This is a genomic window from Rhodococcus sp. AW25M09 (genome assembly GCF_000333955.1).
GTDB lineage: Bacteria > Actinomycetota > Actinomycetes > Mycobacteriales > Mycobacteriaceae > Rhodococcoides.
The window spans coordinates 1-14,121 of record NZ_CAPS01000028.1; the positions used below are offsets into that span (position 1 = coordinate 1).

Here is a 14,121-nt window from a genome sequence, read left to right on the forward strand (position 1 = left end):
ACTGACGACAGTCCGTACAGCGCCCCCTGGTCCGTCAGTACTGCCCAGCCGATGGCGACCGACAGGCTCAGCGCCAGACCCAGCCACGCTGCGAGTGTGCGGCCGCGAACGCACATGAAGGTGTAGATCACCACCGACATCCCGAGCGGCCAGGTTTGCAGGGCACCGGAGACCGGGACCGGTAGTACTGCGAAGTCGAGCGCAGCGGCCACCGGACCCGACGCGGTCAGCAGCGCGGTCACCCGTGGGCTCAGTGGATCGCCCGGGGCTCCGAGCAACAGCATGACGGCACCGGCGAACACGAGGACGGCTACGAACGGTGGCCACACCGCCGACACTCCGTCCAGGGTCGCCGACGCACACACAACGCACGCGAGGATGTAGAAGCCCGCCACCGCATACGCGGCCGAGGACTTCATCGACAGCAGGTCGCGGATGTCCTGACCGTTCATCGCTTCCAGCTCAACTCGACGATGGTGCCGGCGCTGGAGGATTCGATATCGGCCGAACCGCCGTCGAGTTGACGCATCCTGCCCTCGATGCTCACCGCGACGCCGAGTCTGTGTGGGGGCACCGAGCGTCGATCGAAGCCGATGCCGTCGTCCTGCACCGTAACCTGCAACGTCGACGACGTCAGCGAGACGGCAACCGAGCGATTCGACGACTGCGCGTGAATTCGACTGTTGCGCAGGGCCTCTGCGAGCGCAGCGGCGATCGCTCGGACGACTTCCGCCGGGTAGTTCGCCGCCGGCTGGCCCGGTGCTTGCTCACCCACGGTGAAGTCGATGGACTCGTCGACCGCCGTAGCGGCAGCACGAAGCTGAGCCAGCGCCTCGTCCGCGGAGAACGTTTCGGAGACCGTGCCGATGGTCAGGTCGTCCAGATGTGCGAGAGCCGAGCGGGCCTGGCGCGCCAGGGTCGGCGTGCGGCCGTGCCGCGCGACGGCCAGCAGAGACGACATGACCTCGTCGTGGATCAGGGCGTCGAATCGTTCACGCTCGACCTCGCGCGCAGTGGCTGCGGCGGCCAGTGCGGCATCGCCATGGGTAGCGCTGATCGTGGCGTCGAGAATGCGGCCGGTGCGCAATGCGGCCAGTGTCGCGGCCACGAACACCGTGCAGAACATCAACCCGAAGAATATCTCGGCGATCACGTTGCTACGGGGAAACGGCTCTCGCACGGCCTGATTGATGAGCTGGACGATGACGACCGATGCTGTCGTGTGAACGAATGCAGGTAGTGGTCGCCAGACGGTGGCGGCGGCAAGCGAAGCCAGGCCGGGAAATGCGGCGAGAAACGTTCCACCCTGATCGAAGGTGACGCCGTCCCAGGCCACCCACCACAGCAAGGCCATGATCGGGAACGCAAGGGCGGCAACGGAACCGGCGACCCGTATGACCGCGATATTCGGGTGAAAAGTGAACGCTCCGAACGTCAAACCGCTGCCGAAGGTGAGCACCACGGCCGTCCAGATCCACCACCCGGGCATGGCGGCGCTGTTGCGCGCGATATCGGGAATCAGTAGTAGCAGATACACGATGTAGCCGGTGCCGACGAACCGGCCGAAAATTCTGATCAGGCGGTCGGTCGATCGATGTGCTGCGTCGGTACCCGTCACCCGATGATCTGTGTCCATTCACCCCTCCGGAAGAGGAGTGTAAACCAAGGTCAGGCGTCTTCGGTGGTGGTCTGCTTCTCGGTTTCCTGCGCAGTCCTGGTGCGCAAGAAACGAACGAATGCGACGACGGCGGCAGACAGTGCCGCGACCACCCCGGCCGCGATGTACGGGGCGGCAGTGCCGGGCATCAGGCCCTCGAAGAACAGGACGGCACCGAAGACGAAGAACAGGATCGCTGCGCTGTACTGAATCACCCGCTCCGGCAAGTGCTTTCCGAGTACTGCGCCGACGACGATGGCGAGCGCGTCGGCCGCGACCATGCCGACCGTCGAGCCGATCCACACCCCGACCCAGTCGTTGTCGGCGGCCAGAGTGACGGTGGCCAGCATCGTCTTGTCGCCCAGTTCGGCGAGGAAGAATGCCGAGGCGATCGCCAGGAATGCAGACTTGGTGACACGGGAGGCCTTCGCGCCCTCGTCGTCGGACAGGGAGTCGCCGCGCAGCGTCCAGAGTCCGAAGATGACGAACGCGATACCGCCGATGATGGAGATCAGCTCGGTCGGGATCGAGACGCCGAGGAAATGGCCGACCGCTACGGAAACCAGGTGCACGACGGTGGTCGCCACCGTGATGCCGCCGATGACGACGTACCACTTGTAGCGCAGAGCGAACGTCATGGCCATGAGCTGGGACTTGTCGCCCAACTCGGCCACGAAAACGACAGCGAAACTCAACAGTAGAGCGGACAGCACAGCAGACTCCTCGGTCGTCGAAAGGACCGAAGGTCTCGCCCACCGGAACTGGCCGGTTCAGGTGCCGGGCCGCAGTGGGCGACCAGTATGTCGACACGATGATTGGGGGCTACTCCCCTTCGCTGCCGACGACTTTATGGGGCCCGGCACGAATTGTCCAATGCGCCAATAAGTTTGGCACCCCGAAGATTCGTGTACGGGCACCGGTCACGATGCGAGAAGCATCGCCAAAACTGCGGTGTCGGGATCGCTGATGGGATCGAGGCCCACCCGGCTCACCATCGAGGTGACCGTGCCGTCGGACTCCGCCTCCACCCACGCCGCCCGATGGTCCAGACCCAGATGCGGAAGGCCGGGCAGCAGAACGCAGCCGGACGCCGCACCCACGCACTCCGGCAGTGTGGGTGTCGTCTCCGACGGCGGATGCAACATCAGGAGTGCGGCAGGTTGAGGTCCCGAGAAGCGTCCGGGAGCCAACGCGAAGTCGCCGATCACCGGACCCTCGGCGACGACCAACCCGACCGTCCCCGGCGCTGGGTCGTCGGGCAATTCCTCCCGCGCCCCGAACACCGTCGACGTCGCCAACAGTCCCGGCATCGACGCAACACGGACGGCTAGAGCCAAGAATTGAGCCCATTCCTTGGTGGTATCCGGCCAACGACCGGAAATCACGAATCCGCGGAGCAGACCGGCGGCATGAAACGGTGAAACACCGATGAGATCGCGCTCGTCCATCTCGAAATTCCTCCCAGACAGGTACAGGCCAGAAGCCGGGCACACGACGTTGGGTAAGGAAGAGAATGGACCGAAAACGGCTGGCACACAAGATGGGGAGAGTGCCAGCGCCGAATTCGTACGCCTTCGAAGCGTGAATGGACCATTGCACCCGTCTGGGCAATGGTCCATTCACGCGGTCGGTGACGCTGGTGCTTCAGAAACTGAAGCTGGTGGTGCTGAGACTTACGGGAAGATCAGGCCCGGGGTCTTCGCCGTCGCGGCCTCGAAACGAGCCTGGACATCGGCCCAGTTGACGACGTTCCAGAACGCCTTGACGTAATCGGCCTTGACGTTCTTGTACTGCAGGTAGAAGGCGTGCTCCCACATGTCGACCTGGAGCAGCGGGATGATGCCCAGCGGCACGTTGGCCTGCTGATCGTAGAGCTGGAAGGTGAGCAACTTCTTGCCGAGCGAGTCGTAGCCGAGAACGGCCCAGCCCGAGCCCTGCAGGCCGTTGGCCGCAGCGGTGAACTGGGCGCGGAACTTGTCGAACGAACCGAACTGGTCGTCGATCGCGGCACCGAGATCGCCCTCGGGCTTGTCGCCACCGTTGGGCGAGAGGTTTTTCCACCAGATGGAGTGGTTGACGTGGCCGCCGAGGTGGAACGCAAGGTTCTTCTCGAGCAGGAAGATGCTGCCGTGATCCTCGGCTTCGCGAGCTGCAGCCAGCTTCTCGAGCGCGGTGTTGGCACCGGCGACGTAGGTGGCGTGATGCTTGGAGTGGTGGAGCTCGTTGATCTCGCCCGAGATGTGCGGCTCGAGGGCGGAGTAATCGAAATCAAGGTCGGGCAAGGTGTACTCGGACACGTGGTTCCCTTCTCTAACGACGCCGTGCCCATCATGTGATGCGGACACGTTCGTCCTACTGCGGATCTTTCGTAGGGTTCAACCCAATCTCATTCCTACCCCTTGTGCAACCGTTGTAACCGAGATGCTTTTCTCGGAATAAATTCGTGTGAACAAGACAGTCAATTGCAGAGCTGAGAATCCGCTTCGAATATCACGAAACAGTTGCGGAACTGCCCTGAATTGGTTCTCTAGATGAACGGAACCTAAACTCGAGAGTGTGGAAGGGGACCGGCCGACCGAGAATGCGGTCGAGGAGTCCGTCGCCGTGCAGACCGTCGCCGCGCCCCGAGTCCAGATGAACGGTGCGAACCTTCTGCGCACGATCGCCGCCCTCGCGGTCCTGTACTCGCACATCTCGTTCTACCTGCTCGACGACGTCGGCGGTGGCTGGTGGATGCTCGATCTGGTCGGCGTCGTATTCATCGGAGGCCTGGGCCTCAACCTGCACCTGTCGTTCGTCGGAGTCAGCATCTTCATGCTGCTCACCGGCCTGCTGATCACTCGATCTGCCATGCGGCAGTCGCGTCGGGACTTCATGGTGGCGCGACTGGCTCGGCTCGTGCCCGCCTTCTGGTTCGCCATCGCGTTGGCCGTGATTCTCGTCAAACTCGGCCTCAACGGCATGTTCAGTGGTCAACCCGGCATCACCAACGGCGAGGCAGCGCTCAGCTTCTTCCTCGGTGGATTCTTCCTCAAACCCGAGGTGGCAGTGCTCGGAGTGACGTGGACACTCGTCGTTCAGGTCGCGTTCTACCTCTACTGCACCTCCATGCGGTCCACCTTGCGCTCGCGGCCGATCGTCGTGCCGATCCTCGGGGCAGCCCTGTGTGCGCTGATCATCACGTACAACATGTACGCACCGCAGCCCTATGCGATCCCCTTTCTGACCAAGGTGGGCGCAATCCTCCCCACCCTTTTCCTCGGCCAGATCATCTACCTCGGCTGGGCGCGACTGGCCACCTGGCGCTGGCTGTCGGTCGCCGTCATCGCACAGATCGAGGTCATCCGCCTCGCCATGGAGGCTCGCGCGTTCTGGACCAGCGACCGCTACCTCTGGACCCTGTTCGTGATCGTCGCAACCGTCGTAGTGCTGGCCAGATACGACGGACCCATCACGCGATGGCCCGTCATCCGCTGGATCGGGACCCGCAGCTACGGCATCTATCTGATCCACACGCTGATCCTCTACCGCATCTACGCGACGGTGGAACCGCACTTCGGCCCCACTGTCGCCGTCATCGCATTTCTGATCGGAACCGCCGCCATCGCCGAGATCATGTACCGGTGGATCGAGCTGCCCGCGGCGCGATGGATCAGTGAGTGGTACGCGAGAATCAGCGCTCGATCCGCCGCACGATCTGCCGCCTGAGCCGCTGCCAGAGGTACTCGATGTGACATTCAGTGGCCTTTTCGGGGGTCGATGTCACGTCGAGTGGACTTGGGCGTGGCGGGTTCGGGCGGCACTACAGCTGCGGGAGTACCTCGGACGCGACGAGTTCGAGGTGATCGATATCGGTGAGATCCATGGTCTGCAAGTACACGCGGGTGGCCCCGACGCCTCCGAAGCGCCCGATTTTGTCGACGAGTTCGGCGGGCTGCCTGCGGCACCGTTCTCGCGTAGTTCCGATACCTCCCGACCGAGTGCAGCGGCGCGTCGAGCAATGTCTTCTTCGGTGCGGCCGCAGCACAGGACCAGGGCGTTGGAGTAGACCAGAGAATCGGGGTCGCGGTCGACGGCGCTGCATGCGTCGCGGACGCGGCCGAACTGTGTTTCGGTATCGGCCAGCGAGGCGAAGGGAATGTTGAACTCGTCGGCGTATTTCGCGGCCAGTGCCGGGGTTCGCTTCTTGCCACCGCCGCCGATGACGATGGGCGGATGGGGAGTCTGCAGCGGCTTCGGGAGTGCAGGGGAGTCCGTGACGGGGTAGTGGGCGCCTGCGTGCGAGAACGTCTCGCCGGTGGGCGTGTCCCACAGGCCGGTGATCACGGCCAGTTGCTCTTCGAGCCGATCGAAGCGTTCGCCGAGCGGCGGGAAGGGGATCCCATAGGCCTTGTGCTCGTCCTCGAACCAGCCGGCACCGAGGCCGAGTTCGACGCGGCCACCGCTCATGGCGTCGACCTGGGCGACGCTGATCGCGAGTGGTCCGGGGTAGCGGAACGTTGCCGAGGTGACGAGTGTGCCGAGCCGAATGGTCGACGTCTCGCGGGCCAGGCCCGCCAGCGTGATCCATGCGTCGGTGGGGCCTGGCAGGCCGTCTCCGCTCATCGCGAGGTAGTGATCGGACCGAAAGAAGGCACCGTAGCCGAAGTCTTCGGAGGCCTTGGCGACGCGGAGGAGGTCGTCGTAGGTTGCTCCCTGTTGGGGTTCGGTGAACACGCGCAGCTCGATCGAGGTCATGATTTCCAGCCTAATCCTCGATCGTGATGAGACTGGCGTGCCGACGTCACCTAGCGTGTGTCGGTAGAGGCCTGGGTGCGATCGCGTACGACACGGGCAGGAATGGACGGGAAAACCGCATGAGAATGAAGCTGTCGCGTTTGTCGGACGTGTTCTGGTTTCTGCCGATGGCGTTGGGCATCAGTGCGCTGGTGCTCGCGCAGGCTCTGATCTTCGTGGATCGCGCTTTCAACGACGCAGATCTCGGCGTCTGGGGTGCGCTGCTCTACCGCGTCGGTGCGAGCGGCAGCCGCGACATTCTCGGCGCGATCGGTGGCTCGATGTTGGCCGTCGCCGCAACGTCGTTCTCGATCACCGTGTCGGTCTTGGCCACTGCGAGTTCCACCTACGGACCTCGCCTGGTACGAAACTTCATGAACGACCGCGGCAATCAGTTCGTTCTGGGAACCTTCGGAGCAACGTTTCTCTACGCGCTGATGGTGCTGCGATCGATTCAGGATGCCACCATCGACGACGGTCAGTTCGTTCCCGACATCGCGGTCAATGTCGCTGTTGTGTTGGCTGTCCTCGACGTTGCTGTCCTGGTGTACTTCATCAATCACATCGCCGGTTCCATCCAGGTCTCCACCCTGTCGGCTCGGGTGCGTTCGGAGTTGGTGGCCGTGGTGGACACGCTGTATCCGGAGGAGCAACCGGAGAATTCCCGGCCCGCGGTGCCGCCCCGGACCGAGAGCGCAACGGTCGGAAGCAAGGAGTCCGGGTTCGTGCTGAGCGTGGACGAGGCGGCATTGCTGTCCGCTGCCGAGTCCTGCGGGTGCATGATCGAAGTGCTGGCGCGGCCCGGAGATCACATCGTCGAGGGCGAAACACTGGTGCGCGTCCATCCCCCCGAGCGGGCAGACGATGTCGCGGATGCGGTGTGCAAAGCCGTGGATTTCGGCATCACCCGAACTCCGTATCGCGATATCCAGTTCGCGGTGCAGCAGCTGGTCGAGATGGCGGTGCGTGCGCTGTCGCCCGGCACCAACGATCCGTACACCGCGCACAACGCTTTCAACGAACTCGCGACCGGGTTGGTCCCGATGGCCCGACGCCCCGCGCCGAGTTTGGGCCGCGTCGACTCCGACCAGACCGTGCGGCTCATCGTGACCAGGCTGCCGATGACGGAGTTGATCGGCGACGTCTTCGACGCGGTGCGCATCTACGCTCTGGAGGCACCGGTGGCGATGACCTCGGCGATCATGCTGGCCCGGCGAATCGGAATCGCCGCGGTGGATCTGGATGTACGGGAGGCGATCCTGCGTCACCTGGCGTTGATCGACGCTGCGGAGACGGCGTCGACGGGAGATCGGGTCAATATCGAGTTCTGCCGTGGCGAGATCGACGTCGCCAGGCAGGCGATTCTGTCCGCCTCGTAGCCGCCGGCGAGCGTGTGCACAGAGGCTGTGTCAAATCACCATCGATCCACAGCCCGAGTTGGTATTCGATACACCGCGGGACCGACTCGAAGCTCTGACCTGTGGATAGAAACCGGCACAGGCCCTGATTCTGTGTATGAAGCTGTGGATACTGTGGATAACTTCTGGGGACGAAAGTGGCATAGGTCATAGCCGGGCGGCGCTTCGGTCGTCGGGACATGGGTGGCAGCCCCGCGTGACGCCGTGACAAGATCGAGGTGTGTCTCATCCAGAGCAGCCGCCTTCCGTGACCGTCGATCGACTTCCGGTGCCATTTCCGGCGACGGCGGTGCTGCTCGATGTGCGCGAGCACGACGAGTGGCAGGCCGGACACGCACCGAATGCCGTGCACATCCCGATGGGCGACATCCCGTCTCGCGCCGGTGAGCTCGACAATCAGTCCGAGGTCTACGTCGTCTGCAAAGCGGGTGGCCGCTCGGCTCGCGTCGTCGAATACCTCAATCGCGTGGGTTTCGAGGCGATCAACGTCGACGGTGGGATGCTGGACTGGCACCAGTCCGGTCGACCGATCGAGCGCGACGACTCGCACGAAGCGAGAATCATCTAGATGACGCCGCCGCAGGGACGCGCCCAGGCTTTCCAGGTCTGTGCCCGCTGCAGCACTCGCTGGGCGGTCGGCGCGCGGCCGGGCACCTGGTGTCCCCGTTGCCACGGTGTCCTGCTTTCGCCGGTATCCGCCCGGGCACCTGCGCAGGGACGACGAAACTTCCGTTGGATCGCTCGCCCGGCAACATCGAACTCGGCCACATCGAATTCGAGAACCGCGCGCACCACGGCCCCGACCCCCACGCCGCGCTACGACTCGACGCCCTCCTGGGGCCTGCACGACATTCCGCGCGATCCGACGGCGAATCGCCGCGTCGGCCGCGTCGAGCAGTACGCCGCGAATGCTCAGATGCTCGTCATCGTGACCGCCGCGCTGCTGACGCTCGCCGCGTTCGCCGAAGTGTTCCGCTACGCAATCCTGTTGTACAACCGCACGCGACTCCTCTCGCCGATCACGCTGGCGGTATCGGACGCGTTGGTGTTGTTCGCTCAGGTAGGTGCGCTCGTCGTCGGATTGTTCGCTCTGATCAGCTCATCGTGCTGGCTGATCGAGCAACGCAGACGTGCCTTCGCCGCGGCCGGCGCGACCGATCCCCGATCGGTGCGGTGGATGTTGCTGCTGTCGATGCTGCCGCTGGTACGCATCGTCATGCCGGGGGTCTATTTGACCGAGGTGGTTCGTCTCCGGGGCGATTCCGAGGCCGACGTGAGCCGTGAGATTTCGCTGGTCCGAGTCTGGTGGGGTGTCTGGGCCACGAGTAACGCACTGGTGGTCGTGCAATTGCTGTGGAATCTGCAGAGCGGACTGCAAGCCCGGGCCGACGGAGTGTTGCTGTCGGCCGTCGTCGCCGCGGTCGCCGCGGCATCCGCCGTGCTGACCCTGGCGGTGATGCGCCGATTCGAAGGCCGCACGCTGCGCGGATCGGCTCGGGCGCGTCCCACCCGCTGGGTGATCGCTACCGGCAAGGAACGCCGGCCCGAACACAAGCCCGAACACAAGCCCGAACACAAGCCCGAACGCCAGCCCGAGGACGAGCGCGCCGAGCAGGAACCCGCGTTGCAGAAAGCTGGGGCGGTGACGGCGTCGTGAGTCCCGACCGCCGTGGCCCGCTCGTCGTCGCGCATCGAGGGGCATCCGCGGCGAAGAAGGAACACACCCTCGCGGCCTACGATCTCGCTTTGCGCGAGGGGGCGGACGGCGTGGAGTGCGATGTCCGGTTGACCAAGGACGGTCACATCGTGTGCGTGCACGATCGCCGTGTCGACAGAACCTCGAACGGCACCGGCATCGTCAGTGAGATGGACTTCGCCGAACTCGCGAAGCTCGACTACGGCGATACCGACGAACCTGCCGAACTCCTGACGCTGCACGACCTCATCTCCCTGGTCCTGGACTTCGGTAGCAAGCCGGTCAAGCTCTTCATCGAAACCAAGCATCCGGTGCGCTACGGATCGCTGATCGAGAGCGCGGTGCTCGCCGAACTGCACAAGTTCGGGATCGGTGCGCCCGCCTCGGCAGACCATTCACGCGCGGTCATCATGTCGTTCGCACCGTCGGCGGTGTGGCGCGTACGCCGCTCGGCCCCGATGCTCCCGACGGTGCTGCTGGGTGACAGCTCGCATTACCTCGGGGGGGGAGCGGCGACGACCGTCGGTGCCACCGCGGTCGGCCCGTCCATCCGTGCGCTGCGAGAGCATCCGAGCATCATCGACCGCGCTGCCGCGTCCGGTCGGGCGAGTTACGTGTGGACCGTCGACGAGAAAGAGGACGTGGACCTGTGCCGCGAACTCGGAGTCGGCTGGATCGCCACGAATCACCCGGGCCGAACGAGAGCCTGGCTCGAATCGAAGAACGTGTAGGTTTTCGGGCGTGGGTAAGAGCAAAAGAAACAGCGGTCCGAAGCAGGGCAGTAACCGAGCGGCGAAGCTGGCGCAGCGTGAAGCCGAACGCGCAAGCGTCGAATCGGTGTCGACGCGCCCGTTCGAGGGTCTTGCCGCCGAGTGCGATCTGGTAGCCCTGCGTGAGTTCGTCCCGTCGGCGACGGCAACCGCGCCGATCAGCGTGGACGGCCGCACCATCACGCTGGGGACCGTGCTCCCCGGAGCAGTCGCGGCACTGGTGCGCGAGCAAGCCGGCACCGTCGAGGGATTCGTGGGCCTGCAGGTGCAAACGCAGTCGAAAGATGCTGCAGCAGATATCAGTAGTGCACTCGGCTGGGTGGCAACCGCGCCGGCCGGGGAGTCGCTCGAAGCCGCCACGGTGGACGAGAACACTCCCGCCTTGACCGATGTGCTCGACGCCTCCGCACTGCTCGAGATCACCGTCCATCAGGACTTCAACTGGTGGATTCCCGAAAGTGCCACTCCGGCAGCCGATGTGGCTGACACTGTGGAACGCGCCAACCAGGCGATCATGCCCTCGGCACGGATCGAAGCGGACGGCGTCGTTGCGGCCTGGTGGGTGGATGCCGGCGACAAGGCGCACATCCGGTGGGTTCGACCGGAAACCGAGGACGAGGTGATGCTCGCGCTCGCCCGCCTGCACGCTGCGGGAGATCTGCATCTGGGTGAGGGATCACGCTACGCCGGGTCGTTCCGCACCCATGGATTGTTGGTGCCGGTGTTCGATCTCGATCCCGAGATGCACCCCACCGAATGGGCCGCGCCCACCAAGGAATTCGGCGACAAGCTCGGTGAGGCGCTGGCGGTCGACGCTCCGTTGACGGCGTCGCAGCTGCGCTCACGGGACGGTCTGCGCGGCCGCCAGGTCACGCTGCGCTGATCCGTCCGGGTGATCGGGCCTTCGAAAGATGTGCAGTAGAACACGATTCGGGTGGTCGTCGAACAAGAGCTGCTTGTTCGACGACCACCCGGGTGAGCGCGCGCTACTAGTGCCTTGCGGCAGTGTGAATCAGAGCGATCCGCCGGCGACGGTGGGTGCGCCTGCGTCGGCGGCCACGCTGGTGTTCATCTCGCGAGCGACGAACTGCTCGAGATCGAACAGATTGTGGCCGGCGCGGTCTGCGATGTTGAGCAGGGTCTTCATGCTGGCAACTTCTTCGACCTGCTCCTTGAGGAACCACTGCATGAACTGCTCGCCGAGGTAGTCACCCTCTTCGCGTGCGGTGCTCGCCAGAGTGATGATCTGCTCGGTGACGGTCTCTTCCTGCGCCAGCGCCAGGGCAATTGCCTCACGGGGATCGGTGAAGACGGACTTCGATGCGTCGACGCCGGTCAGTTCGACCGTGATGTCGCGATCGAGGAAGTACTGCACGATCATCATGGCGTGGTTGCGCTCTTCGACCGACTGCGCGTAGAAGTGCGTGGCCAGCTGAGGCAGATCGACATTCGCGAAGTAGACAGCGGTGGCGATGTACTGCTGCGAGGCGTTGAACTCGTTGCGAATCTGGTCGCGAAGAAGTGCGTGGAACTTGGTGTGGCTGGTTTCTTTGATATCTGCGCTCATGAGAGGGACAATATGCCTGGTCAGAGGGCACTGTCATCCAAGCCGAACCTTAATGAGGCGAACGTTGCCTAATACAGTGAATCCTAATTGTCTGCTCTGAGCAGGGCGCACGCTACGCGCTCCCGGCCTCTTTCGGGGCATTGGTGGCGCGGATCACGGACCCGCCGATCTCACGGGCGACGTACTGCTCGACGTCGAACAGATTCGATCCGGCCCGGCGCACCACCGTGAGCAGAGTGCGCATCGCCGCCACCTCTTCGACCTGCTCGGTAAGAAACCAGTGAGTGAACTGCTCGCCGATGTAGTCACCCTCGGACCGAGCGCTGCGTGCCAGTGCGGTGATCCGATCGGTCACCGACAACTCCTGTTGCAACGCCAGTTCCACCGGCTCGACCGCCGATGCGAAGTCCGTCACGACGTCGTCGATCCCCGACGCGTCGACGTCGAGCCGGTTGTCGACGAGGAACCTGATCATCATCATCGCGCGTCGACGTTCCTCGGCGGACTGGGCGTAGAAGCGCGCGGCGAGCTGCGGTAAGTCGTTGCGGTCGAACCACACCGCGATCGCGACGTACTGCTGGGATGCGGTGAACTCGCAGCGCACCTGGGCGCGCAGTAGATCGTGGAACGACCCACCGGGCGTCGCGGCGGGCTGGGCGGACAGCGATGTCATGAACCCCAACCTATACCGGGGATCTGTTGCTTTCAGGGGCCTCCGGTCAGCAGTTCCGGCGGAATCTCGCGATCTTGGGCGATGGCGTCGAAGAATGCCGGCGCACGAGTGTCGTCCCACAGCAGCACGTTTCCGACGTCGGAGTCCTGGAATCCGCCGACCGGTACCGTCGTGGTCACCGGTCCACTGCGCATCGCCCAGGCCAGTGCGGCAAGGTTCCAGATGTGATCTCCTTCGCCGACGCTCAACGAGGACGCGGTATCGGAGATCAGTGGCCACAACCGTAGCGGGTTGAGGAAAGTCGATGCACTGGTTGCTTTTTCGAGTAGCGCCGACATGAATGCTCGCTGATTGTTCATCCGGTCGAGGTCGGCCAAAGCGGTGGCACGTGACCGCACGAATCCGAGTGCCTCGGACCCGGTGAGATCCTGACAGCCGGCCGCAATGTTGATACCCGCCAACGGATCGTCGATCGCATTCTGCACGCACACGTTGACCCCACCGACCGCGTCGACGATACCGGCGAAGCCGCCGAAGCCGATCTCGGCGTAGTGATCGATGTGCACCCCGGTTGCACCTTCGACCGTCTGCACCAGCAGCGGCGGTCCACCGAATGCGAACGCCGCGTTGAGTTTGTCCTCGCCGTTGCCCGGGATCGACACGTACGAATCGCGCGGCAGGCTCACCATCGTGGTCGCGCCGTCGCCCTCGGGGATGTGGATCAGGATGATCGTGTCGGTGCGGCTGGGGCCGACCTCCCCGCCGGTGGCCAAACTGGCTTCCTGCTCCGGTGTCAGGCCCGCACGGGAATCCGACCCGACGAGCAGCCAGTTGGTACCAGGTGTGTCGCCGATGCGGCCGGGATACGAGCCGAGTGCATCCACTCTCGTCAACGAACTGTCGACGTAGTACACGACGCCGCCGATCCCCAGTACGAGGATGAGCAGCACGATCAGGAAACGTCGTCCCCAATGCCTGCGCCTGCGCGGCTTCGCTGCCTTCGGAGGGCGCGAATCGCGTTGTGGTCGAGCAGGTTCGGGACGGCGTGAAGCGCGTGGTGCAGGCGCAGGTTGCCGCCGCTCTTCGGCGAACGGCTCCGGTTGCTGGCGCGGGGCATACCCGCTGCGGCCCTGCCCATCGTCCTGGGAGCGTGAGTACTGACGCGTCGAATTGGGCGAATCAGGTGTCTTCGACTGCGCCGAGCCGGGTTCCGGTGCCTGCGACCACGCCCGCTGCGGGGCGGCCGACCTTTCGGGTCTGGGGATGGGCCTGCCGTCGCGCCGGATGAACTCGGTGCCCTCCGGAGATGGTCCCTGTTGTTGGGGACGGCTGCTTGCGGGCCGCCCCGATGGTTCGGGGCTCCCGTGACGTTGGTTCCGATCCGGTGGCGGCGGACCCGGGCGGTACTGCCGCGGGGGTGGCGGCTGGTTACCCGGCGGTTGCCGGCGAGGCGGTTGCTGGCTCGGTGGTGGCTGGGGTGGGCGCTGCTGGGGTGGGCGCTGCTGGGGTGGGCGCTGCTGGGGTGGGCGCTGCTGGGGTGGGCGCGGCTGGCTCGGTGGCTGCT

General features: G+C 64.6%; 14 protein-coding genes and 2 pseudogenes. 7 read left to right on the forward strand and 9 right to left on the reverse strand.

The window, feature by feature from the left end; genetic code table 11:
- The 5 genes and pseudogenes from RHODMAR_RS05095 to RHODMAR_RS05115 all read right to left on the reverse strand — a co-directional run.
- A pseudogene (locus tag RHODMAR_RS05095) lies at positions 1-452 on the reverse strand (hypothetical protein); the annotation flags it as partial.
- A complete protein-coding gene (locus RHODMAR_RS05100) occupies positions 449-1,636 on the reverse strand; it encodes an ATPase (protein WP_008711994.1) in 1,188 nt (395 codons plus the stop codon). The pseudogene RHODMAR_RS05095 and the gene RHODMAR_RS05100, both read right to left, overlap by 4 nt.
- 32 nt (positions 1,637-1,668) lie before the next feature.
- Positions 1,669-2,370, reverse strand: coding sequence for a TMEM165/GDT1 family protein (locus RHODMAR_RS05105; protein WP_008711996.1), 702 nt, complete (start codon positions 2,368-2,370; stop codon positions 1,669-1,671).
- 207 nt (positions 2,371-2,577) lie between these two features.
- Positions 2,578-3,105: a hypothetical protein gene (locus RHODMAR_RS05110; protein WP_008711998.1), complete on the reverse strand. Its 528-nt coding sequence runs from the start codon at positions 3,103-3,105 to the stop codon at positions 2,578-2,580.
- Positions 3,106-3,330: 225 nt separating this feature from the next.
- Entirely contained in the window at positions 3,331-3,954 is a 624-nt protein-coding gene (locus RHODMAR_RS05115) for a superoxide dismutase (protein ID WP_008711999.1), read from the reverse strand.
- Positions 3,955-4,291: 337 nt separating this feature from the next.
- Here RHODMAR_RS05115 and RHODMAR_RS05120 point away from each other — a divergent pair, with 337 nt between their 5' ends.
- The gene (locus tag RHODMAR_RS05120) at positions 4,292-5,365 is read left to right on the forward strand and encodes an acyltransferase family protein (protein ID WP_081605907.1); all 1,074 of its coding nucleotides are present in this window, start codon (positions 4,292-4,294) and stop codon (positions 5,363-5,365) included.
- A gap of 94 nt (positions 5,366-5,459) precedes the next feature.
- On the opposite strand, the pseudogene RHODMAR_RS05125 reads toward RHODMAR_RS05120, so the two are convergent.
- Positions 5,460-6,385 (reverse strand): annotated as a pseudogene (locus RHODMAR_RS05125) (LLM class F420-dependent oxidoreductase).
- A gap of 128 nt (positions 6,386-6,513) precedes the next feature.
- On the opposite strand from RHODMAR_RS05125, the gene RHODMAR_RS05130 reads away from it, so the two are divergent.
- The 5 genes from RHODMAR_RS05130 (at position 6,514) to RHODMAR_RS05150 (ending at position 11,200) form a co-directional block, all read left to right on the forward strand.
- On the forward strand, positions 6,514-7,812 hold the full coding sequence (locus RHODMAR_RS05130) for a DUF2254 domain-containing protein (protein ID WP_042938075.1): 1,299 nt from the start codon (positions 6,514-6,516) through the stop codon (positions 7,810-7,812).
- Positions 7,813-8,098: 286 nt separating this feature from the next.
- A complete protein-coding gene (locus RHODMAR_RS05135; RefSeq protein WP_042938077.1) occupies positions 8,099-8,419 on the forward strand; it encodes a rhodanese-like domain-containing protein in 321 nt (106 codons plus the stop codon).
- Complete coding sequence (locus RHODMAR_RS05140; RefSeq protein ID WP_008712009.1) at positions 8,420-9,508, forward strand: DUF4328 domain-containing protein; 1,089 nt, start codon at positions 8,420-8,422, stop codon at positions 9,506-9,508. It begins immediately after the preceding gene.
- Positions 9,505-10,278, forward strand: a complete 774-nt coding sequence (locus tag RHODMAR_RS05145; protein WP_008712011.1) for a glycerophosphodiester phosphodiesterase — start codon at positions 9,505-9,507, stop codon at positions 10,276-10,278. Before RHODMAR_RS05140 ends, RHODMAR_RS05145 begins: the two co-directional genes overlap by 4 nt.
- Before the next feature lie 10 nt (positions 10,279-10,288).
- Positions 10,289-11,200, forward strand: coding sequence for a DUF5926 family protein (locus tag RHODMAR_RS05150; protein ID WP_008712013.1), 912 nt, complete (start codon positions 10,289-10,291; stop codon positions 11,198-11,200).
- A 129-nt stretch (positions 11,201-11,329) separates the two neighbouring features.
- On the opposite strand, the gene RHODMAR_RS05155 is transcribed toward RHODMAR_RS05150, so the two are convergent.
- The 3 genes from RHODMAR_RS05155 to RHODMAR_RS05165 form a co-directional block, all read right to left on the reverse strand.
- The gene (locus RHODMAR_RS05155; RefSeq protein WP_008712015.1) at positions 11,330-11,884 is read right to left on the reverse strand and encodes a ferritin; all 555 of its coding nucleotides are present in this window, start codon (positions 11,882-11,884) and stop codon (positions 11,330-11,332) included.
- 112 nt (positions 11,885-11,996) lie between these two features.
- Positions 11,997-12,557: a ferritin gene (locus RHODMAR_RS05160; RefSeq protein ID WP_008712017.1), complete on the reverse strand. Its 561-nt coding sequence runs from the start codon at positions 12,555-12,557 to the stop codon at positions 11,997-11,999.
- A gap of 32 nt (positions 12,558-12,589) precedes the next feature.
- Complete coding sequence (locus RHODMAR_RS05165) at positions 12,590-13,843, reverse strand: LCP family protein (RefSeq protein ID WP_008712019.1); 1,254 nt, start codon at positions 13,841-13,843, stop codon at positions 12,590-12,592.
- A gap of 78 nt (positions 13,844-13,921) precedes the next feature.
- Between RHODMAR_RS05165 and RHODMAR_RS28140 the strand changes: the two genes are divergently transcribed.
- The coding region (locus RHODMAR_RS28140) for a hypothetical protein (protein ID WP_198289396.1) at positions 13,922-14,121 on the forward strand (200 nt) is incomplete at its 3' end.